22 protein-coding genes and 1 pseudogene (1 of these 23 cut by a window edge) are annotated in these 21,979 nt (G+C 61.9%); 15 read left to right on the forward strand and 8 right to left on the reverse strand.

The window, feature by feature from the left end; translation table 11 throughout:
• The 4 genes in view from hemG to pepQ are tightly spaced (at most 36 nt apart) and all read right to left on the reverse strand, a layout consistent with a single transcriptional unit that may run on beyond the window.
• A protein-coding gene (hemG, locus tag ACPW74_RS19390) for a menaquinone-dependent protoporphyrinogen IX dehydrogenase (protein WP_042017378.1) crosses the window boundary here: on the reverse strand, window positions 1-131 show its 5' portion. Its footprint begins 394 nt before the window's first position; only the first 131 of its 525 coding nucleotides appear in the window; it begins with the start codon at window positions 129-131; the stop codon falls past the left edge of the window.
• Window positions 132-138: 7 nt separating this feature from the next.
• Entirely contained in the window at window positions 139-1,596 is a 1,458-nt protein-coding gene (locus tag ACPW74_RS19395; protein ID WP_109112326.1) for a TrkH family potassium uptake protein, read from the reverse strand.
• A 36-nt stretch (window positions 1,597-1,632) separates the two neighbouring features.
• The gene (locus ACPW74_RS19400; protein ID WP_010672418.1) at window positions 1,633-2,250 is read right to left on the reverse strand and encodes a YigZ family protein; all 618 of its coding nucleotides are present in this window, start codon (window positions 2,248-2,250) and stop codon (window positions 1,633-1,635) included.
• Complete coding sequence (gene pepQ, locus ACPW74_RS19405) at window positions 2,250-3,572, reverse strand: Xaa-Pro dipeptidase (protein ID WP_279982184.1); 1,323 nt, start codon at window positions 3,570-3,572, stop codon at window positions 2,250-2,252. The genes ACPW74_RS19400 and pepQ overlap by 1 nt, the downstream gene beginning before the upstream one ends.
• 196 nt (window positions 3,573-3,768) lie before the next feature.
• On the opposite strand from pepQ, the gene ACPW74_RS19410 reads away from it, so the two are divergent.
• The 6 genes from ACPW74_RS19410 (at window position 3,769) to ACPW74_RS19435 (ending at window position 13,131) form a co-directional block, all read left to right on the forward strand.
• A complete protein-coding gene (locus ACPW74_RS19410; protein WP_279982185.1) occupies window positions 3,769-5,706 on the forward strand; it encodes an acetoacetate--CoA ligase in 1,938 nt (645 codons plus the stop codon).
• A gap of 204 nt (window positions 5,707-5,910) precedes the next feature.
• Complete coding sequence (fadB, locus tag ACPW74_RS19415; RefSeq protein WP_279982187.1) at window positions 5,911-8,058, forward strand: fatty acid oxidation complex subunit alpha FadB; 2,148 nt, start codon at window positions 5,911-5,913, stop codon at window positions 8,056-8,058.
• Window positions 8,059-8,079: 21 nt separating this feature from the next.
• Window positions 8,080-9,243 (forward strand): acetyl-CoA C-acyltransferase FadA, encoded by a 1,164-nt coding sequence (gene fadA, locus ACPW74_RS19420; protein ID WP_182935051.1) that lies wholly within the window; start codon window positions 8,080-8,082, stop codon window positions 9,241-9,243.
• A 347-nt stretch (window positions 9,244-9,590) separates the two neighbouring features.
• Window positions 9,591-10,313, forward strand: a complete 723-nt coding sequence (locus ACPW74_RS19425; RefSeq protein ID WP_010672413.1) for a response regulator — start codon at window positions 9,591-9,593, stop codon at window positions 10,311-10,313.
• Between the two features lie 112 nt (window positions 10,314-10,425).
• The gene (locus ACPW74_RS19430) at window positions 10,426-11,871 is read left to right on the forward strand and encodes an ATP-binding protein (RefSeq protein ID WP_010672412.1); all 1,446 of its coding nucleotides are present in this window, start codon (window positions 10,426-10,428) and stop codon (window positions 11,869-11,871) included.
• Between the two features lie 3 nt (window positions 11,872-11,874).
• Window positions 11,875-13,131 carry an ABC transporter substrate-binding protein gene (locus ACPW74_RS19435; RefSeq protein WP_045522564.1) on the forward strand — a complete coding sequence of 419 codons (1,257 nt, stop codon included), beginning with the start codon at window positions 11,875-11,877 and terminating at the stop codon, window positions 13,129-13,131.
• Between the two features lie 44 nt (window positions 13,132-13,175).
• On the opposite strand, the gene ACPW74_RS19440 is transcribed toward ACPW74_RS19435, so the two are convergent.
• Window positions 13,176-13,367, reverse strand: coding sequence for a hypothetical protein (locus ACPW74_RS19440; protein ID WP_010672410.1), 192 nt, complete (start codon window positions 13,365-13,367; stop codon window positions 13,176-13,178).
• Window positions 13,368-13,758: 391 nt separating this feature from the next.
• On the opposite strand from ACPW74_RS19440, the gene tusA reads away from it, so the two are divergent.
• The 4 genes and pseudogenes from tusA to ACPW74_RS19460 all read left to right on the forward strand — a co-directional run.
• On the forward strand, window positions 13,759-14,004 hold the full coding sequence (gene tusA / locus ACPW74_RS19445) for a sulfurtransferase TusA (protein ID WP_041214136.1): 246 nt from the start codon (window positions 13,759-13,761) through the stop codon (window positions 14,002-14,004).
• 18 nt (window positions 14,005-14,022) lie between these two features.
• Window positions 14,023-14,370, forward strand: coding sequence for a RidA family protein (locus ACPW74_RS19450; RefSeq protein ID WP_128297086.1), 348 nt, complete (start codon window positions 14,023-14,025; stop codon window positions 14,368-14,370).
• 128 nt (window positions 14,371-14,498) lie between these two features.
• Window positions 14,499-14,606, forward strand: a complete 108-nt coding sequence (locus ACPW74_RS19455; RefSeq protein WP_053288898.1) for an endoribonuclease L-PSP — start codon at window positions 14,499-14,501, stop codon at window positions 14,604-14,606.
• A gap of 28 nt (window positions 14,607-14,634) precedes the next feature.
• Window positions 14,635-14,724, forward strand: a pseudogene (locus ACPW74_RS19460) (endoribonuclease L-PSP); the annotation flags it as partial.
• Window positions 14,725-14,980: 256 nt separating this feature from the next.
• Here the strand turns inward: ACPW74_RS19460 and ACPW74_RS19465 are convergent.
• Both ACPW74_RS19465 and ACPW74_RS19470 read right to left on the reverse strand, forming a co-directional pair.
• Entirely contained in the window at window positions 14,981-15,637 is a 657-nt protein-coding gene (locus ACPW74_RS19465) for an OmpA family lipoprotein (protein WP_010672405.1), read from the reverse strand.
• 162 nt (window positions 15,638-15,799) lie between these two features.
• Entirely contained in the window at window positions 15,800-16,042 is a 243-nt protein-coding gene (locus ACPW74_RS19470; protein WP_041212021.1) for a hypothetical protein, read from the reverse strand.
• Window positions 16,043-16,466: 424 nt separating this feature from the next.
• On the opposite strand from ACPW74_RS19470, the gene ACPW74_RS19475 reads away from it, so the two are divergent.
• From ACPW74_RS19475 to ACPW74_RS19485, 3 genes are read left to right on the forward strand one after another with little or no spacing between them, the layout of a single operon-like run.
• Window positions 16,467-16,664 (forward strand): isochorismatase family protein, encoded by a 198-nt coding sequence (locus ACPW74_RS19475; protein WP_425858443.1) that lies wholly within the window; start codon window positions 16,467-16,469, stop codon window positions 16,662-16,664.
• A 45-nt stretch (window positions 16,665-16,709) separates the two neighbouring features.
• A complete protein-coding gene (locus tag ACPW74_RS19480; RefSeq protein WP_336580497.1) occupies window positions 16,710-17,627 on the forward strand; it encodes an IS5 family transposase in 918 nt (305 codons plus the stop codon).
• A complete protein-coding gene (locus tag ACPW74_RS19485; protein WP_425859225.1) occupies window positions 17,623-18,087 on the forward strand; it encodes an isochorismatase family protein in 465 nt (154 codons plus the stop codon). Before ACPW74_RS19480 ends, ACPW74_RS19485 begins: the two co-directional genes overlap by 5 nt.
• 55 nt (window positions 18,088-18,142) lie before the next feature.
• Here ACPW74_RS19485 and ACPW74_RS19490 read toward each other — a convergent pair whose 3' ends face one another.
• A complete protein-coding gene (locus tag ACPW74_RS19490) occupies window positions 18,143-18,721 on the reverse strand; it encodes a DNA-3-methyladenine glycosylase I (RefSeq protein ID WP_425858444.1) in 579 nt (192 codons plus the stop codon).
• 187 nt (window positions 18,722-18,908) lie between these two features.
• On the opposite strand from ACPW74_RS19490, the gene glyQ reads away from it, so the two are divergent.
• A complete protein-coding gene (gene glyQ / locus ACPW74_RS19495) occupies window positions 18,909-19,832 on the forward strand; it encodes a glycine--tRNA ligase subunit alpha (RefSeq protein ID WP_041212022.1) in 924 nt (307 codons plus the stop codon).
• Between the two features lie 9 nt (window positions 19,833-19,841).
• Window positions 19,842-21,911, forward strand: a complete 2,070-nt coding sequence (gene glyS, locus ACPW74_RS19500) for a glycine--tRNA ligase subunit beta (protein ID WP_279982194.1) — start codon at window positions 19,842-19,844, stop codon at window positions 21,909-21,911.
• Window positions 21,912-21,979 lie beyond the last annotated feature (68 nt).

Below are 21,979 nucleotides of genomic sequence, written 5' to 3' on the forward strand. Positions count from 1 at the left end.
AGGTTGCACATAGGCAGGGTGTGCAGGTCGTGCATCACCACTTCGCATCCTGATATTTCCTCCAGCATGACATCCACGATTTTCCGCGTTTGCCCGTCCCGGGAAGAATAAAGCACCAAAATCTTGTCCATACCAACCTCAACTACGCCAGAATGCAGGAGTAAACAGTACCAGAAGTGTGAAGATTTCCAATCGACCAAACAACATGGCCACGATCAATATCCACTGGGCAGTGGCCGAGATATTGCCGAAGTTGGCCGACACCTCCCCCAGACCCGGCCCCACGTTGGTGAATGCCGCAGCCACGGCGGAGAAAGCCGTCACTTCGTTCAGCCCCGTCATCAGCAGCAACAGCATGAAGATGAAGAACAGGATGATGTAGGTGGCAAAGTAGCCCCAGACCGCTTCCACGATCCGTTCCGGTACGGCACGGCGTCCCAGCTTCAAGGTGTAGATGGCCCGCGGATGCACCAGCCGTTTGAGTTCACGCATCCCCTGCAGGAACAGGATCATGAAACGCATCACCTTGATGCCCCCCCCGGTACTGCCGGCACAACAGCCGATGAAGGCAGAGAACATCAACAGCATGGGCAGGAAGGAGGGCCAATCCGCATAGCTGGTGGTGCTGTACCCCGTGGTCGTGCCCAGAGACACCGCCTGGAACAGGCCATGGTTGAGCGCATCCTGCCAGGTATCGTAGTGGCCGTGGAACAGCAGAGAGACGAAACAGATCAGCACCAGCACGCACTGGATGCTCAGAAACACCTTGAGCTCGGAGTCACGCAGATAGCTGCTCACGCGCACCGGCTTGTGGGCAAATACCATGAAGTGAAGCGCGAAGTTGACGCTCGCCAGCAACAGGAACACCACTGTGATCAGGTTGATGGCCGGGCTGTCGAAGAAACCGATGCTGGCGTCGTGGGTCGAGAACCCCCCAACCGACAAGGTGGAGAAGGAGTGGCAGATGGCATCGAACAACGTCATTCCCGCCATCCAGTACGCGAGAGCGCAGAGGGAAGTCAGCAACAGATAGATGAACCAGAGCGCCTTGGCCGTCTCGGCGATGCGCGGGGTCACCTTGTTGTCCTTGACGGGCCCCGGGATCTCGGCGCGATAGAGCTGCATGCCCCCGATACCCAGCAGTGGCAGCACGGCCACCGCCAGCACGATGATCCCCATGCCACCGAGCCATTGCAGCAGCTGGCGGTAGAAGAGAAACGCCTTGGGCAGATTGTCCAGCCCGGTCAGCACCGTTGCGCCCGTGGTAGTCAGGCCGGAAAACGACTCGAAGAAGGCCTCCGAGACCGACATGTCAGGCGTGTCGCTCATGATGAAGGGGACGGCACCCACGCTCCCCAGCACCACCCAGAACAGCACCACGATGAGGAAGCCTTCCTTGGACCTGAGTTCCTTTTTCTGGTGGCGGTTGGGGAACCAGAGCAGGAGGCCGAGCAGGAGGGCTATGACGAAGGAGTTGACGAACTCGGTACCACCGCCATCACGATACCCAAAAGCGACCATCGCGGGCAGCAGCATGGTCGAGCTGAACAGGGCAACCAGCAGACCGACGATACGAATGATGCTCAGAATCTGCATTCCGGCTCCCTCTTCAGACTAAAAGAGCGATGGATTCTAGCCATCTAAGGGACGAAGGGATACCCGACCCTGGGTCCGGTCGGTCAATTCCTGTGCGATACGGGCCCAGAGCGCAGACTCCCACGCTACCTGAAGGGTGACGCTGGCACCATAATCGGCCACCAGCAACTGCCCTTGATGGGCAGAGATGAGGGACTCCACGGCCCCCATGTCGGTGTAGTCACACTGGATCACGGAAGAGGTCAGCTGACGCTTGATACAGGTTTCAAGTTGCTTGAGTGCTGCCCCCACACCACCGCCATAGGCCTTGACCAGGCCACCGGTCCCCAGCAGCACTCCACCGTAATAGCGCACCACCACGGCGGCGACTTCACCCAGACCGGCCCCCATCAACTGGGCCAGCATGGGTTTGCCCGCTGTGCCCGAGGGTTCGCCATCATCACTGAAACCATAAACCTGGCTGTCTTGGGGGGCGCCGGCGACAAAAGCCCAGCAGTGATGCCGGGCTCCCGGGTGTTGCTGTTTGATCTCGTCTATCCAGGCCTTGGCGGCCTCGACGGTCGGAGTGTGGGCGATGTAGGTAATGAAGCGGCTCTTCTTGATCTCTTCGCTCACCTCCAGTGGGGCTGCCGGTATGGGGTAATCCGTCGCCATCAGAGCCCTGCTTGTCTGGTCAGGTTCTCCACCCCGTTGGCATGCAGCACCACGTTGTCCTCGATGCGAATGCCACCATAGGGGCGCAGCGCCTCCACCTTGTTCCAGTTGACCCGCTTGCCCTGCTCACCCTGGCGCAGCGGCTCCAGCAGGCTGTCGATGAAGTAGAGACCCGGCTCTATGGTGAAGACCTGACCCACTTCCATCACCCGGGTGCAGCGCAGATAAGGGAACTGCTCGGGGGCCGCCAGGTGGGTGCCGCGCTCATCCTGCATGAAGCCGCCGACATCGTGTACCTGCAGGCCGAGGAAGTGGCCGAGACCGTGGGGGAAGAAGACATTGGTCACCCCGGTGTGGATCATCTCGTCCACCGACATGTCTACCAGTTCGGTGGCTTGCAGCAGGCGCGCCAGCCTGTGGTGCATCTGCAGGTGCAGCTCGCTGTAGCGGCGGCCCGGCTTGATCTCGTCGATGATCTCCTGTTGCTGTGCATCCAGCGCTGCGATCAGATCGGCGAACTCACCGCGGCGCCAGGCCCAAGTCCGGGTAATGTCGGAGGCATAACCGTGCACGTCCACACCGGCATCGATGAGGAAGGAGTAACGCTCCGCATCCGGCACCCGCTGGGTGGAGAGATGGGTGTAGTGCAGGATGGCCGCATTGCGGTTGATGGCAACAATGTTGCCGTAGGGCGCCTCATTGGCCCCCTGTCCGACCGCCTTCATGTAGGCCAGGTTGATCTCGAACTCGCTCGCCCCCGCCATGAAGGAGTCCTTGGCCGCGATGTGGCCGCGCACGCCGATGCGGTTGGCATCGCGAAGACATTCCAGCTCATAGGGCGTCTTGTAGGCACGGTGGTAGTGCAGGTAGTTGAGGACCGCCTCCGGATTGGGCTGACCCAGTCCCAGCAGCTCGGCCACTTCCAGATGGCCGCCCAGATAGGCCCACTCCTGCTTGTTGGCCGGCAGGTGATCGGCAACCTGCTCCGGGCGAGTCAGGAAGCGAATGTCGAAGAAGTCGACCCAGAAGGCGTTGGGCAACTCCGCCACCTTGTGCCAGAAGTCCACCGGCCGGTAGAACAGCAGCACCGGCTTGCTCACGCCATCCACCAGCAACCAGCAGTGAGGGTTGTCCAGCACCGGCAGCCAGGCCTTGAACTGGGGATTCACCTTGAAGGGATAATCCTGGTCATCGAGGAAGATACGATGAGTCTGGCCGGAGTGGATAGCGAGACCGCCAAGACTCTGTTGTTGCAGGATGTCGCGGGTACGCTGCTGAAGGGTGTCGAGATGCTGGGCAAAAAGTTGGCTGTAACTGCTCATGGCGTCCTGCTCCGGGCGAATGTGACTTCAGCATAACATCAAGCGAATCAAGGCTCGAGCCACCCGGCTTTCGCTTCGTGAGGTAACGCATAGGTTACAGGCTTTTTGTTATGAAGATAAAACAGACAATTAACAAACAAAGAACAATTCAATACACTGCCCATAGACAGTAGATATCAGCCGTCAGGAACGACTCATGCAAAACCTTTGTCTGTGGACACCGGATCAGGACAGGATGCAGCACTCCAACCTCCACCAGTTCATGGCCGAGGTCAATCACTTCCATGGTCTGCAACTGCGCAGCTATGCCGACCTGTATCAATGGTCGGTGGAGAAGACCACCCGCTTCTGGCCCCTGGTGTGGCAGCACTGCGGCGTCAAGGGCGAACTTGGCAACATTGTGGCGGAGAACCGCCAGGATATGCAACGCGCCCGCTGGTTCCCCGACAGCCGGCTCAACTTCGCCGAGAACCTGCTGCGCCGTCAGGATGAGAGCCCGGCCATTATCTCCCGCATCGAAGGGGGCCCAAGCCGTACCCTGAGCTGGCATCAGCTGGCAGATCAGGTCGCCCGCCTGGCCCACTGGCTTCGCAGCCAGGGTATAGGCCGGGGTGATGTGGTCGCAGCCTACCTGCCCAATATCCCGGAAACCGTGGTGGCCATGCTGGCAACCACCAGCCTCGGGGCGATCTGGACCTCCACCAGCCCCGACTTTGGCGAGGCCAGCGTGGTAGAGCGCTTCGGCCAGACCCGGCCGCGGGTGCTGTTTGCGGTGGATGGCTATCGCTACAACGGCAAAGCTATCGATATTCAGGACAAAGTAGTAGGGGTCGTCAGCCAGATCGGCAGCATAGAGCAGACAGTGATGATCCCCCTGCTCGGCAACCCGCTGCAGCTTGGTCACGACTGGCAGCAAGTGCTGGCGAGCCAGCCGGACGCCAGCCTCCAGTTCGAACCCATGGCTTTCAACGATCCGCTCTACATCCTCTACTCCTCCGGCACCACCGGCAAACCCAAGTGCATAGTGCACGGCATCGGCGGTACCCTGCTGCAACACCTGAAAGAGCACCAACTGCACTGTGACATCAAGCCGGGGGAGCGCATCTTCTACTTCACCACCTGCGGCTGGATGATGTGGAACTGGCTGGTAAGCGCCCTCGCCTCCGGCGCCACCCTGGTGCTCTACGATGGTTCCCCCTTCTACCCGGATGGCAACGTGCTGTGGGATCTGGCACGGGACGAAGAGGTCGCCCTGTTCGGCACCTCGGCCAAGTATCTCGATGCGCTGCACAAACAGGGTTATGCCCCCATCAATACCCACGACCTGCCTGCCTTGCGCCTCATCTGCAGCACCGGATCCGTGCTGTCGCCGGAGGGGTTTGACTACGTTTACCAGCAGATAAAGCAGAATGTGCAGCTCAGCTCCATCTCTGGCGGCACCGACATCTGCTCCTGCTTCGTCATCGGCAACCCCTTGAGCCCCGTCTATCGCGGCGAGAGCCAGGGGCGCGGCCTCGGTCTCGCGGTGCAGGTATTCAACGAGGCGGGCCAGCCGGTGCTGGGTGAAAAGGGCGAACTGGTCTGCACCAAGCCGTTCCCGGCCCAGCCCATCTACTTCTGGGGGGACGAAAACGGCGACAAGTACCACGCCGCCTACTTCGAGCGGTTCGACAACATCTGGTGCCACGGGGACTGGATCGAGCTGACCCCGAACGGCGGCATTCTGTTCTACGGCCGCTCCGACGCGACCCTCAACCCGGGCGGCGTGCGCATCGGCACCAGCGAGATCTACCGCTATGTGGAACAACTCGACGAGGTGGAGGAGAGCATCGTCATCGGCCAGCAATGGAAACAGGACGAGCGGGTGGTGCTGTTCGTCAAGCTCAAGGCGGGTTGCAAGCTGGACGACGGGCTGCGTGAGCGGATTTGCCAGCAGATCAAGCGGCACTGCACCGCCCGTCATGTGCCTGCCCGCATCCTGCAGGTGGATGCCATCCCACGCACCAAGTCCGGCAAGATAGTGGAGCTGGCGGTCCGGGAAGTGGTGCACAACCGCCCCGTCAACAACACCCACGCCCTCGCCGATCCCGAGGTCTTGAACCAGTATCGCAATCGGCCGGAACTGGCCAGTTGATACCACGCTCATCTCCATCGGAGGCGCCGCAAGGCGCCTCTTTTTTGCCCGTTTTGTGATGAAGAGCTTTTACTCGATAACTGTTAAACAAATGTTTTAAATAGGTGTTGAAAATGTCTCCTTTTGGATCAATAGTGAGCCTCGCCCCCTGCTGGGGATAAAGGAGCACCATTCCCCACAGAGTGGGAACAAGGAGACACTCTCATGATCTACCAAGGCGAAACCCTGACGGTCAGCTACCTCGAAGACGGCATTGCCGAGCTGAGGTTCGATGCCCCGGGTTCAGTCAACAAGCTGGATCGCGCTACCCTGCTCTCCCTGAGCGAAGCGATCGCCGCATTACAGCAACAAGCCGATTTGAAGGGTCTGATCCTCACCTCCGGCAAAGACGCTTTCATCGTCGGCGCCGACATCACCGAATTCCTGGAACTGTTCGATCTGCCGCAAGAAGACCTGCTCGGCTGGCTGAAGAAGGCCAACGACATCTTCAGCGCCATCGAAGATCTGCCGGTGCCCACCCTCTCCGCCATCAAGGGCCATGCTCTGGGCGGCGGCTGCGAGACTATTCTCTCCACCGATTTCCGGCTGGCCGACACCACGGCCAAGATCGGCCTGCCCGAGACCAAGCTCGGCATCATGCCGGGCTTTGGCGGCACCGTCCGTCTGCCGCGGGTGATCGGTGCCGACAACGCACTGGAGTGGATCACCACCGGCAAGGATTACCGTGCCGATGACGCCCTCAAGGTGGGTGCCATCGATGCCGTGGTCGCCCCCGACGCGCTGCACAGCGCCGCCGTGCAGATGATCAAGGACGCGATCAAAGGCAAGCTGGACTGGCAGGGCCGCCGCGCCGCCAAGAAGGCCCCGCTGCGCCTCTCCAAACTGGAAGCCATGATGAGCTTCACCACCGCCGCCGGCATGGTTGCCGCCGTGGCGGGCAAACACTATCCGGCCCCCATGGCCGCCGTGAAGACGGTGGAAGCCGCCGCTGGCATGGGCCGTGACGAAGCGCTGGCCGCCGAGGCCGCCACCTTCATCAAATTGGCGAAAACCGACGTGGCCAAGGCGCTGGTCGGTATCTTCCTCAACGATCAACACATCAAGGCGCTGGCCAAGAAGGCCGCCAAGCAGGCAAACAAGGCCACCGGCCATGCCGCCGTGCTGGGTGCCGGCATCATGGGGGGCGGCATCGCCTACCAGTCTGCCAGCAAAGGCATCCCGGCGGTGATGAAGGACATCAACGAGAAGGCGCTGGCACTTGGCATGAATGAGGCCACCAAGCTGCTCAACGGCCAGCTCGAGCGCGGTCGCATCGACGGCATCAAGATGGGCCAGGTGCTCTCCGCCATCACGCCGACCCTGAGCTATGACAACGTCAAGCATGTGGACGTGGTGGTCGAGGCCGTGGTCGAGAACCCGAAAGTGAAGGCGGCCGTGCTGAGTGAAGTGGAAGGGATCATCGGCGAAGACGCCGTGCTCGCCAGCAACACCTCCACCATCCCCATCTCCCTGCTGGCCAAGGGACTGAAGCGCCCCGAGAATTTCTGCGGCATGCACTTCTTCAACCCGGTGCACCGCATGCCACTGGTGGAGATCATCCGCGGCGAGCAAACTTCCGATGAAACCATCAACCGCGTGGTGGCCTACGCCGCCGCCATGGGCAAGTCCCCGGTCGTGGTCAATGACTGCCCCGGCTTCTTCGTGAACCGCGTGCTGTTCCCCTACTTCTTCGGCTTCAACAAGCTGGTCGCCGATGGCGCCGACTTCGCCGCCGTCGACAAGGTGATGGAGAAGGAGTTTGGCTGGCCCATGGGCCCCGCCTACCTGCTGGACGTGGTCGGCATCGACACCGGCCACCACGCTGGTGACGTGATGGCGCAGGGTTTCCCGGCACGCATGAGCAAGGAAGGCCGCACCGCCATCGACGTGATGTACGAGGCGAGCCGCTTCGGTCAGAAGAACGGCAAGGGCTTCTACGCCTACGAGCAGGACAAGAAGGGCAAGCCGAAGAAGGTGGCCGACGCAGCCAGCTACGAGCTGCTGGCCCCCATCGTCAAGCCGAAGCAGGATTTCGACAAGGAGGCCATCATCGCCCGCATGATGATCCCGATGATCAACGAGGTGGTGCTCTGCCTGGAAGAGGGCATTGTCGCCACGCCAGCCGAAGCCGACATCGCGCTGGTCTACGGTCTGGGCTTCCCTCCCTTCCGCGGCGGCGTGTTCCGCTATCTGGACACCATTGGCCTGGATCGCTACGTGGCCATGGCCGACCAGTATGCCGACTTGGGCCCGCTCTACCGCGTCAGCGACAAGCTGCGCGAGATGGCTGCCCAGGGCAACACCTTCTACTGATTGCGGAAAGGAGATCCATTCATGAAAGACGTAGTCATTGTCGACTGTATCCGGACCCCCATGGGCCGGTCCAAGGGCGGCGCCTTCCGCAACGTGCGTGCAGAAGACTTGTCCGCGCACCTGATGAAATCCATCCTGCTGCGCAACCCCAACCTCGACCCGAACGAGATCGAGGATATCTACTGGGGCTGCGTGCAGCAGACCCTGGAGCAGGGCTTCAACATCGCCCGCAACGCCGCCCTGCTGGCCGGCATCCCGAAACAGGTGGGGGCGGTCACCGTCAACCGTCTGTGCGGCTCCAGTATGCAGGCGCTGCATGATGCCTCTCGCGCCATTCAGGTAGGTGATGGGGATATCTTCATCATTGGCGGCGTTGAGCATATGGGTCACGTGCCGATGAGCCACGGCGTCGACTTCCACCCCGGCATGGCCAAGTCGGTGGCAAAAGCCTCCGGCATGATGGGGCTGACCGCCGAGATGCTCGGCAAGCTGCACGGCATCAGTCGTCAGCAGCAGGACGAGTTTGCCGCCCGCTCCCACCGCCGTGCCCACGCCGCCACCGTGGAAGGGCGTTTTGCCAAGGAGATCGTCGGGCTGGAAGGCCATGACGCCAGCGGCGCCCGCTTCTTCTACGACTATGACGAGGTGATCCGCCCGGAGACCACGGTAGAAACCCTGAGCCAGCTGCGCCCGGTGTTCGACCCGGTCAACGGCACCGTCACCGCCGGCACCTCCTCGGCCCTGTCCGATGGCGCCGCCGCCATGCTGGTGATGAGTGCGGATCGCGCCAAGGCCCTCGGCCTCACGCCCCGCGCCAGGGTGCGCGCCATGGCCATCGCCGGCTGTGACGCCGCCATCATGGGTTACGGCCCGGTGCCGGCCACCCAGAAAGCGCTCAAGCGGGCCGGGCTGACCATCGGCGACATCGACCTCTTCGAGCTGAACGAGGCGTTTGCCGCCCAGTCCCTCCCCTGCGTGAAGGATCTGGGTCTGCAAGACCTGGTGGACGAGAAGGTGAACCTCAACGGTGGCGCCATCGCCCTGGGTCACCCGCTCGGCTGCTCCGGTGCCCGCATCTCCACCACCCTGATCAACCTGATGGAAGAGAAGGACGCCACCCTGGGAGTCGCCACCATGTGCATCGGCCTGGGTCAGGGCATCGCCACCGTGTTCGAACGGGTGTAAGTGAATCGCCCCTGACTGCTCACCGGTCAGGGATGCCGCCTCGGGGCGGCAACAACAGACAGAAGGCGGCCCTGCTTCCCGGCACAGCGGCCCCATCACGAATACCGGGTCGGCCTGCCGACCCTGCTGTCGAGTCTGTGGAACGCGCCACACGGGGTGCGCTCCTGCCGTCGGAATCTGCGTGTTGGCCGGCCCGTTTGGGTCGGCCTTTTTTATTCTTTTCCCGCGATCGGGGCCAATCCTGAGGCTATATTGCCCATAACTTCACATTAGAGGGGGGGCTTGCTTGCATTTTGCTCCCCCGACAGGTTCAATCTGCACAAAAAAATGGGTGGATGCACATACATATGTCAACGAGCAAACAACTGCTTATCGTCGACGACGATCGGGAGATCCGCGAGCTGCTCAACGAGTACCTGACCCGGGCTGGTTTCGAGGTACTGACCGCGGCCGAAGGGAACGAGATGCGCCAACAACTGGCCCAGCACAGCCCGGACCTCATCATTCTGGACATCATGATGCCCGGCGACGACGGCTTTACCCTCTGCCAGCAGATACGCCGCGACTCCCAGGTACCCATCATCATGCTGACCGCCGCCTCCGACGAAGCGGATCGGGTGATCGGTCTGGAACTTGGCGCCGACGACTACATCGCCAAGCCGTTCAGCCCGCGCGAACTGCAGGCCCGCATCAAGGCGCTGCTGCGCCGCGCCGAATTCCGCCAGCCGGAGAAAGAAAAGGAACCGAGCCGTCGGCTGCGCTTCGCCGAGTGGACCCTGGACACCCTGAGCCACCAGCTGACCCACGAAGATGGCAGCCTGCTGGATCTCTCCGGCAGCGATGCCCTGCTGCTCGGCATGTTCCTGCAGCAGCCCGGCGTGGTGCTGGACCGGGATACCATCTCGGACGCCACCCGCGGTCGCGAGAGCCTGCCCATGGAGCGCGGCATCGATGTGCAGATCAGCCGCCTGCGCCAGAAGCTGGGTGACAACGGCAAGAGCCCGCGCATCATCAAGACCATTCGCGGCAGCGGCTACATGCTGATCGCCGAAGTCCACGAGATCCCGTAACAGACAGACGCTACGGCGAGACCTTGAACGGGCAGAAGAGAGACCCATCACGGGCAACGGCAAGGCACAGAGGTAAGCACCCCATGCTGATCGACAAGAGACACACGCTGCCATGACGGGGCAGAAGTTCTGGCGGGCCCTGGTGCCCCGCTCCCTGCTGTCGCGGATGCTGCTGCTGTTGCTGCTCGCCATCCTGCTCTCCCAGACCATCCTCACCGGCATCTGGATGCAGCAGATCCAGAAGCGGGAGCTGGAGGGCATGCTCAGTACCACCCGCAACCTGGCGCTGTCGGCGGCTTCCACCGTCAACTTCTTCAAGTCCCTGCCCCTGCAATACCGCCACATCGCCCTGGATCAGCTGCGCAACATGGGGGGCAGCCGCTTCTTCGTCTCCCTGAACGAGGAAGAGATCCACATCAGCGCCATCCCCGACAGCGAGCGCAAGACGCTGGTGCTCAAAGAGGTACAGGAGGTGCTCAGCCGCAAACTCTCCGACGCCATGGCGATCAAGGTGGACTTCTCTCGCCCCGAGGAGCTGCACGTCTTCAACAACGACACCCTGCTGGCGGATCTCCCCTCCTCCTGGGCCCGCTACACCCTGTCTCTGGAGCCCATCAATCCGCCGGTGCTGGTGACCCAGATCGAGATAGAACCGGGGGAGTGGCTCTATCTGGCGGCCCTGCTGCCCGCCCCCTACATGACGCTGGATGACACCGTGATGCCGAGCAACCAGGTGCGTTTCATCGCCCTGATGACGGTCTTCCTCTGCTTCTTCACCTTCATGCTGGTGCGCTGGCAGACCCGCCCCCTGCGTCGCCTCGCCAAGGCGGCGGTCAACCTCGGCAAGGACATCGACCAGCCGTCCCTCAAAGAGGAGGGTGCCTCCGAAATTGTGGCGGCGACCCGCGCCTTTAACATCATGCAGCAGCGCATTCGCCGCTTCATCGACGACAGGGAGCGCCTCTTCAGCTCCATCTCCCACGACCTCAAGACCCCCATCACCCGGCTGCGACTGCGGGTCGAACTGCTGGACGACGAGGTGCAGATCGCCAAGTTCAACAAGGACCTGGACGAGCTGGAGCTGATGGTCAAAGGGGCGCTGCAGACGGTCAAAGAGACGGACATTCACGAGAACCTTGAGCAGATCGACGTCAACGCCCTGCTGGAGCAGATGGCGGAGGCCATGAACCTGCACGAGGATCTGCTCACCATCGAGGGGCACTGCAAGTGGCCCTATCGCGGCAAGCTGCTGGCCCTCAAGCGCTGCATCGGCAACCTGGTGGACAACGGCATCAAGTACGGCCAGAAGGTGCGCATCATCATCATGGATGACGAGGAGATGCTGATCCTCTTCATCATGGACGAGGGGCCCGGCCTGCCGGACGATCAGTTCGAGCGCATCTTCGAGCCCTACTACCGCCTCAGCACCGATGCCGCCGGCACCGGGCTGGGCCTTGGCATCGCCCGCAACATAGCCCACGCCCACGGCGGCGACCTGGTGCTGGAAAATCGCCCCCAGGGCGGCCTGCAGGCCACCCTCTCCCTACCAAGGCAGTAATGTATGAAGTGGTTGTCTTTTTCTGTCATCGCCCTGCTCTCCCTGCCCGTCTGCGCCTCCCAGGTGGAGGTATTGCACTGGTGGACCTCCGGCGGCGAGGCCAGGGCTGTGGAAGTGCTCAAGTCCGAGTGGGCCGAGCAGGGCAACCAGTGGAACGACTTCGCGGTACAGGGGGGCGGCGGCAAGAGCGCCATGACGGTGCTCAAGAGCCGGGCCCTGGCGGCCAACCCGCCGGAGGCGGCCCACCTCAAGGGGTTCGAGCTGCACGAGTGGGGCAGCCTGGGCTTTCTGCGCGATCTCACCCCCATGGCCGAGCACCTCGGCTGGTACCCTCAGCTGCCCCCCATGGTGCGCGATACCCTCAGCCAGAACGGCGCCCTGATGGCGGTCCCCACCGGCATCCACCGGGTCAACTGGCTGTGGCTCAACCGCAAGGTATTCGAGCAACAGGGGCTCAAGCCCCCCACCGACTGGGCCCAATTCGTGGCGGTGGCGGACAAGCTCAAGGAGAAGGGCATCACCCCCCTCGCCATCGGTAACGAACCCTGGCAGATCGCGGTGCTGTTCGAAACGGTGGCCCTCGGCGAAGGGGGCAAGACCTTTTATCGCAAGGCCTTCCTCGAACAGGACAGCGCCACCCTGACCGGCCCCGACATGGTGCGGGTGCTGACCCGCTTCCAGCAGTTGCGCGCTTATGTGCCCGAGAAATACGCTGGCCTGAAATGGCACCAGGCCACCAACCTGCTGGAGAGCGGCGGCGCCGCCATGCAGGTGATGGGGGACTGGGTGAAGGGAGAGCTGAGTGCAGGCAACTACCGCCCCGGCGAGGATATCGAGTGCTTGCCAAGCCCGGGCAGCCAGGGGCTGTTCAGCTACAACCTCGACTCCATCGCCATGTTCAAGCAGCGGGATCCCGCCCAGTTGCAGGCCCAGGGCGAGCTGGCCAGGCTGTTGATGACACCGCGCTTCCAGGAAGCGTTCAACCGGGTGAAGGGCTCCATCCCGGCACTCATCAAGCCGGACATGAGCAAGTTCGATCGCTGCGCCATCCGCTCCTATCAGGATTTCCTCCACGCCGAGCAACAGGACAACCTGCTGCCCAGCATGGCGGAGGGGATGGCGGTGCCCACCAACATGCGCCAGGGGATCATGGATGTGCTGAGCAGCTTCTTCAACGACGCCAGGGCCAACCCCGAGCAGACGGCACAGCAGCTGGAGCGCGCCATGCGCTCGACCCGTTCCGGCGCGGAGCAGAAATGACAAAGGCGGACATCGTCCGCCTTTGAGTGCCGAGAGCCAGGCTCTCAGGAGGGATCGTTCTCGTCCTCATCCTCGTCGTAGTAGTCGCTGAGCTCGATCCAGAGCCCCAGCCCTATCATCACCATGGAGCCGAACCAGGTACCGGTATTACCGATCGGGCTGCCCAGCACTATCATGGCGAACGACAAGAACCCCATGCCTGCGTAGGCTTGCAATCTGCCGTAGGAGACCTGCATATTCACACCTCCTTGTTGAATATGGTTCAATTTTTATATTACTCATCGAGCGAAGCCTGGGTAGAGCCGGTTCACATTTTGGTAGCATATGCTGCATAACCGCCCCGTGGTTTGATTATTTTTTCGCCGTGAGTATCATTACTGGCCGAATTGGTTGAAGGTTGATTATTGATGAGTGCTTTATTCTGCGACGCAACGCACGAGTTGGACGCAATCGGGCTTCGTTGCCCCGAACCCGTGACGATAGCGCGCAAGAAGGTGCGGCTGAAGGTTGATTATTCATGAGTACTGAATTCTGCAATGCGACCCACGAGCTGGACGCAATCGGGCTTCGTTGCCCCGAACCCGTGACGATAGCGCGCAAGAAGGTGCGGCTGAAGGTTGATTATTCATGAGTACTGAATTCTGCAATGCGACCCACGAGCTGGACGCAATCGGGCTTCGTTGCCCCGAACCCGTGATGATGGTTCGCAAGAAAGTGCGGCTAATGGCGGATGGGGAGACCCTGCTGGTCAGCGCCGACGACCCCTCCACCACCCGCGACATTCCCAGCTTCTGCCGCTTCATGGACCATACCCTGGTCGCCAGCGAGACTGAGCAGGCCCCTTACCGCTACCTGATCCGCAAGGGTCAATAACCCCGTACCGGAGCAAACATGACATCCATTACCCGTATCGGGACCACCCAGCGCTGGTCTGATGTGGTCATCCACAACGGCACCCTCTACGTGGTGGAAGTGCCCGCCACCGAGACCGCCGACATCCACCAGCAGACCCGTGAAGTGCTGGAAAGCCTGCAGCGTCTGCTGGAAGCCAACGGCTCCGGCGTCGACAGGATCCTGATGGCCAACATCTATCTCAAGGACATTGAAGACATCGCCGCCTTCAACGCGCAGTGGGATGCCTGGATCCCGGCCGGCACAGCCCCCGTTCGCGCCTGTGTACAGGCCCGTCTGGCCCACGAAGGCTACAGGGTAGAAGTGCAGCTGACTGCGGCTGTCTAAACAAAGCGGGATGCCTGGCTCCCCTGATGCAGACACAGCCCCCGTTCGCGCCTGCGTGCAGGCCCGTCTGGCCCACGAAGGCTACAAGGTGGAAGTGCAGCTGACTGCGGCTGTCTAAACAAAGCGGGATGCCTGGCTCCCCTGATGCAGACACCGCCCCCGTGCGCACCTGCGTGCAGGCCCGCCTCGCCCACGAAGGCTACAAGGTGGAAGTGCAGCTGACTGCGGCTGTCTAAACAAAGCGGGATGCCTGGCTCCCCTGATGCAGACACCGCCCCCGTGCGCGCCTGTGTACAGGCCCGTCTGGCCCATGAAGGCTACAGGGTAGAAGTGCAGCTCACAGCCGCTGTCTAAACAAAGCGGGATGCCTGGCTCCCCTGATGCCGACACAGCCCCGGGCCGCGCCTGCGTGCAGGCCCGTCTCGCCCACGAGGGCTACAGGGTAGAAGCGCAGCTCACAGCCGCTGTCTAAGAGGCGGTTATCCCCTCATCCCCGACCCTTCTCCCGCAAGGGGAGAAGGGGGCAAGGAGCAAAGGGCACGCACCGGCGCCAATAGAAAGGCCCCGCCATCGCTGGCGGGGCCTTTTTCATGGCATCGAACCGGACCTCTTAGGCGGTCGGGGTCAGGGTGATGGTCACCCGACGGTTCTGGGCCTTGCCTTCGGCGGTGCTGTTGCTGGCCACCGGCTGATCCGGGCCCACACCACTGATGGCGATGCGGCTGCCGGACACGCCCTGGCCGATCAGCTGGGCGGCGACGGCATCGGCGCGATCCCGGGAGAGCTTCATGTTCAGCTCGCGGGAGCCGGTGCTGTCGGTGTGGCCGACCACGTTCAGACGGGTCTTGTCGAACTCGGCAACCACCAGGGCCACGCCGGACAGGGTGTTGGCACCGGCGGCTTTCAGCTGGGCGCTGGAGCTGTCGAAGGTGACGTTGTTCGGCATGTTGAGGATCAGCTGATCACCGTTGCGGGTCACGCTGACGCCGGTGCCTTGCAGCTTCTCACGCAGCTTGGCCTCCTGCACATCCATGTAGTAACCGATACCACCACCCAGGGCCGCACCGGCGGCGACGCCAGTCAGGATGCCCTTTTTGCGATCGCCCTTGCTGGAGGAGAGCGCCCCCACGGCTGCGCCGGTCGCCGCACCCGCCAACGCGCCCCAGGCGCCCTTGGAGGTCTGGGATTCACCGGTATAGGGGTTGGTGGTACAGCCAGTGATGGCGACGGTCAGGGCAAGTGCAGGAACCAGTTTCTTGAAATGCATGAAAAACCTCTGAAAAAGAACGACTCTAGCCGATGGCCGCGCATTCTAACCCAGAGAGGCGCCAGAGTGTGACGCGCGCATTGCGAAGATGGGCAGGGGGGCAACACGCCCCCCTGCCCCTAGCGACTTACCCGGTGCAGGCCCTCTTCGGACGGGCCCGCATCAATATTTGATATCCCGGGCCTTGTCTCGCCCCTCCTGCTTGTTGTCACGATGCTCCTGGCGGCAGTCGGCATTGCCCACCAGCCCCTCACGACACTCCTGTTTCGCGTCACGGGACTCCTGACGGGTATCCTGACGCACATCGCGGGCGTCACGGCGCTCCTGGGCCTGCTTGGTGGCCTGTGCAGGCAGGGCGGCCAGCAAGGCGGTGGCGGCAAGCAGCGCCAATACGGACTTCTTCATGATGGCTCCTTCGCCAGACAACCTGAACCGGTCCGGCGTCTTTCAATGATAGGGGAGGGGCAAGATCCCGGTAGCGCAGACTCGGCCCTCGGGGGCGTCGTTTGTGCAGCCTCAGACCTTCTTGCACAGGGCCGGCTTCCCCTCATGTTTGCCCTGACGAGCAACGTCATCCCCAGAGTGCAGCCGATCAGGCCGGGGAAGAGAGGGCGAACGGCGCTCAGTGACACGGGACTCCCTCGTGATGACGCTCCCGATGGTGAACCCGTGTGACTGTATCCCGGCTGTACCAAGGGGCGAAAAGGCCCCTGGCCCGGCGCAACGGAACATGCTCCCGGAGTCTGGAGTGGTTGCCCCCCAGATGCGGGGTTGTCTCATTAGAGCCCATGGCCCCAGAGTGGGTGACATTTCTCACGGAGCCATGACCATGTCGTCCCTTTCCCGCCGCGCGCTGCTCATCATCGACATCCAGGTGGGCCTCCTTCACGGCCCGGAAGCCCCCCATGCCGGGGCCGAGACCCTGGCCAACATCAATCGCTTGGGCCAGGCGGCCCGCAGTGCCGCTCTCCCTGTGCTGGCGGTGCGCCACACGGGGCCTTGTTGCTCAAATCGGGGAACTATCTGACATCTCGGTGATCTGATCCTGTAGCGCAGTCTCCGAGAGCATCAGATGGGCAAGTCCAAGCACAAGATCAGCAACTGGCAGCAGTACAACCAAGCCTTGGTGCAACGCGGTTCGTTGACCATCTGGATGGACGAACAAGCCATTAAGCAGTGGCATTGCCTGGTCCACCATGGCCGCCGAGGGAGAGGTTTCCACTACAGTGACACCGCCATTGAGACGGCCCTGATGCTAAAAGGCTTGTTCAAGTTGCCGCTGCGGGCGCTAGAAGGCTTCATTAACTCGTTGTTCCAACTGATGGCGGTGCCTTTGCAGTCGCCGGACTATAGCTGTATCAGCAAGCGCGCCAAGACCGTCGACATCAAGTACCGCGTCCCCAGCCAAGGCCCGGTGGCTCACTTGGTCATTGATGCCACCGGCCTCAAGGTCTATGGCGAAGGCGAATGGAAAATTCGCAAACACGGCAAGGAGAAGCGACGAGTGTGGCGCAAGCTCCACTTGGCGGTGGATGCCACAACCCATGCGGTCATCGCTGCCGAAGTCAGCCTGGAGACGGTGGCGGATAACGAGGTGTTACCGACGTTGCTCAACCCCTTACGACGCAAGATAAAACAGGTCAGCGCCGATGGTGCGTATGACACCAAGGCCTGTCATGCGCTACTGAAGAAGAAGGGGGCGAAAGCCACCATACCGCCGAGAAAAAATGCGGCACCGTGGGAGGAAGGCCATCCCCGCAACGAGGCGGTGACGGCGCTCAAGGCCGGTGAACTGAAGCAATGGAAGAAAGACTCCGGCTATCACCAGCGCTCGATAGCCGAGACCGCCATGTACCGGTTCAAGCAACTCATCGGGCCAACGCTGAGCCTGCGGAACTACAACGCCCAGGTGGGCGAAATCCTGGCTGGCGTGAAGGTGATGAACAAGCTGACAGGGCTTGGTATGCCTGTTCGCCAGCCAGTGAATTGAGTGGTATCAACGGGTTGGGGAACGGCCATCCAGCGACGGATTTGATCAACAACGCCGCCACACGGGCCCGGCCGGCAGCCCCATCGCCGCCGGCAGTCCGTTCTGGCAGCTTGCGCCTGAGCTGGTCGTCGGCGAGGCCGATCGGGTGTTCGACAAGCAGCGCCCCAGCGCCTTCCATGGCACCGGTCTCGATGGCTGGCTGAAAGAGGACGGCGTGCAGACCCTGATCGTCACCGGCATGAAGACCCAGTACTGCATCGACACCACGTGCCGGGCGGCGGCAGATCTCGGCTACACCGTAGTGCTGGTGAGCGATGCCCACACCTGCATGGACACGCCGCAACTGACCGCCCCCCAGATCATCGCCCATCACAACGCCACCCTGGCCGGCCCCTTCGTGCGGCTGATGAGCAGCGACGAGGTGTGCGAGGCGCTCGACCGCACCCTTGAGCCCTGCTGATTCAGAGCAAAAAATGAAGGGAGGCTTGAGCCTCCCTTCTTCGTGCATTTCCCCTTCACGTCGCCGCTGCTTGCTGGCACTCGGCGTGGCAGGGGCAGGTCACCAGATGATCGTTCACCATGCCCACCGCCTGCATGAAGGCATAGCAGATGGTGCTGCCGACGAAGGTGAAGCCGCGCTTCTTGAGCGCCTTGGACATGGCATCCGACTCCGCTGAGGTCGCCGGAATGTCGCCGTTGCCCTGACGCTGGTTGACGATGGGGGCGCCGCCCACGAAGCCCCACAGATAATCGACGAAGTCGATGCCTTCCGCCTCCAGCGCCAGATAGGCGCGGGCGTTTTTGATGATCGACTGCACCTTGAGCCGGTTGCGGATGATGCCGGTATCCTGCATCAGCCGCGCCACGTCCTGGTCGTCGAACTGCACGATGCGCACCGGATCAAAATCCGCATAGGCGCGATGGTAGCTCTCGGTGCGCTTGAGGATGGTGATCCACGACAGCCCCGCCTGTTGACCATCGAGGCAGAGCTTGGCAAACAACTCGCGGGCGTCATACACCGGCCTGCCCCACTGCTTGTCATGGTATTCGATGTATTCCGGGTCTCTGGTCACCCAGGCGCAGCGCAGTTCCATTTCCTCTCCCCTGTTTTTCATCGGCCATCGGCAGGCCGCTTGCGTCGGCGACATCATAGGGCAAGCGGCAACATAGCCCCACTAATCCCCTGTAATTTCGCCTATTATCCGACCATGCCAGACGGTATACTCCCTCGGTTCACATTCAGCAAATCTTGCTCTGATTTCATTTCGCGCGAAAAACACTATGCAAAAATTCGATGTCAAAACCTTTCAGGGCCTGATCCTGCAGTTGCAGGACTATTGGTCCCGCCAGGGCTGTACCATCATTCAGCCGCTGGATATGGAAGTGGGTGCCGGTACCTCCCACCCCATGACCTGCCTGCGCGCCCTGGGCCCGGAGCCCATCGCCTGCGCCTATGTACAACCGTCCCGCCGTCCGACTGACGGCCGCTACGGTGAAAACCCGAACCGCCTGCAGCACTACTACCAGTTCCAGGTGATCATCAAGCCTTCTCCCGACAACATTCAGGAACTCTATCTGGGCTCCCTGAAAGAGCTGGGCATGGATCCCGAGATCCACGACATCCGCTTCGTGGAAGACAACTGGGAAAACCCGACGCTGGGTGCCTGGGGTCTGGGTTGGGAAGTGTGGCTGAACGGCATGGAAGTGACCCAGTTCACCTACTTCCAGCAGGTTGGCGGCCTCGAGTGCAAGCCGGTCACCGGCGAGATCACCTACGGTCTCGAGCGTCTGGCCATGTACATTCAGGGCGTGGACAGCGTCTACGACCTGGTCTGGTCTGACGGCCCGCTGGGCAAGACCACCTACGGCGACGTGTTCCACCAGAACGAAGTGGAGCAATCCACCTACAACTTCGAACACGCCGATGTGGAGTTCCTGTTCCACTGCTTCGAGCAGTACGAGAAGGAAGCCCAGAATCTGCTGGCACTGGAAAAACCGCTGCCGCTGCCTGCCTACGAGCGCATCCTCAAAGCCGCTCACTCCTTCAACCTGCTGGATGCCCGCAAGGCCATCTCGGTCACCGAGCGTCAGCGCTACATCCTGCGCATTCGCACCCTGACCAAGGCTGTGGCAGAGGCATACTACGCCTCCCGCGAAGCGCTGGGTTTCCCCATGTGTCAGCGCACAGAGAACAAGCAAGGTTAAGGAACGGACATGGCACAACATACATTTCTGGTAGAGATCGGTACTGCTGAGCTGCCGCCCAAAGCCCTGCGCTCCCTGGCCGAAGCCTTTGCCGACAACTTCAAAGCCGAACTGACCAAGGCCGATCTGGCCTTTGGCGACGTCGAGTGGTTTGCTTCACCGCGCCGTCTGGCGCTGAAGGTAAGCGAGCTGGCTGGCGAACAGCCGAGCAAGAGCGTCGAGAAGCGCGGCCCGGCCGTGGCTCAGGCGTTCGATGCCGAAGGCAAGCCGACCAAGGCTGCCGAAGGCTGGGCCCGTGGCAACGGCATCACCGTTGAGCAGGCCGAGCGTCTGGTCACCGACAAGGGCGAGTGGCTGGTTCACACCGCCAAGGTCGAAGGCCGTCCGGCCGTCGATCTGCTGGGCGAGCTGGTTAGCCAGGCGCTGGCCAAACTGCCGATCCCAAAAATGATGCGCTGGGGCGACAAGACCATCCAGTTCGTGCGTCCGGTCTTCACCGTGACCCTGCTGCTGGATGGCGAGCTGGTGCCCGCTCACATTCTGGGTATCGATTCTGCCCGCACCCTTCGCGGTCACCGCTTTATGGGTGAGAGCGAGTTCACCATCGACAACGCCAGCCAGTACCCGCAGATCCTGCAGGAGCGCGGCATGGTGATTGCCGACTTCATGGCGCGCAAGGCCAAGATCAAGGCTGACGTCGAAGCGGCCGCTGCCGCCTTCGGTGGCGTGGCCGATCTGGACGACGCCCTGCTGGAAGAAGTAACCGCACTGGTCGAGTGGCCGGTGGTGCTGACCGCCAACTTCGAAGAGAAGTTCCTGGCCGTTCCGGCTGAAGCGCTGGTGCACACCATGAAGGGTGACCAGAAGTACTTCCCGGTCTACGACAAGAACGGCAAGCTGCTGCCGAAGTTCATCTTCGTCACCAACATCGAGTCCAAAGACCCGAGCCAGATCATCAGCGGCAACGAGAAGGTGGTTCGTCCCCGTCTCTCTGACGCCGAGTTCTTCTTCAAGACCGACCTCAAGCAGACCCTGGCCTCCCGCCTGCCACGCCTTGAAACCGTGCTGTTCCAGCAACAGCTGGGTACCGTCAAGGCCAAGGTCGAGCGTATCGAGACCGTCGCCGGCTTTATCGCCGAGCGCATCGGTGCCGACGTGGCTCAGGCCAAGCGTGCCGGTCTGCTCTCCAAGTGTGACCTGATGACCAACATGGTCGGCGAGTTCACCGACACCCAGGGTGTCATGGGGATGCACTACGCCCGTCACGATGGCGAAGACGAAGCAGTGGCTGTGGCCCTCAACGAGCAGTACATGCCGCGCTTTGCCGGTGATGCCCTGCCGTCCGGTCTGGTTGCCTGCGCCGTCGCGCTGGCCGACAAGTTCGACACCCTGGCCGGTATCTTCGGCATCGGCATGCTGCCCAAGGGTGACAAGGACCCGTTCGCCCTGCGTCGCGCCGCCATCGGTGCCCTGCGCATCATGACCGAGAAGCAGCTGGACTTGGATCTGGTTGAACTGGTTGAAGAAGCGGTACGCGTCTACGGCGACAAGCTGACCAACAAAACCGTCGTCACCGACGTGGTCGACTTTATGCTGGGCCGCTTCCGCGCCGCCTATCAGGACGAAGGCATCGGTGCCGACGTGGTGCTGGCCGTACTGGCCCGCCGCCCGACCCGTCCGCTCGACTTCGATCGTCGCGTCAAGGCCGTCAGCCACTTCCGCACGCTGGATGCCGCACTGGCACTGGCTGCCGCCAACAAGCGCGTGAGCAACATTCTGGCCAAGGTCGAGGTTCCATTGCCCACAACCGTCAAACCGGAACTGCTGGTCGATGCCGCCGAGAAGGCGCTGGCCACCCAGGTTGCCGAACTGCAAGCCGAACTGGCCCCGCTGTTCGCTGCCGGTGACTATCAGGCTGCCCTCACCCGTCTGGCCGCCCTGCGCGAGCCGGTCGACACCTTCTTCAACGAAGTGATGGTGATGGCCGACGACGAAGCCCTCAAGGCCAACCGTCTGGCACTGCTGAACAACCTGCGCAACCTGTTCCTGCAAGTCGCGGATATCTCGCTGCTGCAGTGATCTTGGTTGAGTAAGTGATATTAAAAACGGCGCCGTAAGGCGCCGTTTTTATATAAGAAATTAAAATA

Source organism: Aeromonas sp. INTO2 (assembly GCF_049860605.1).
In the GTDB taxonomy this organism is placed as follows: Bacteria; Pseudomonadota; Gammaproteobacteria; order Enterobacterales; family Aeromonadaceae; genus Aeromonas; species Aeromonas caviae.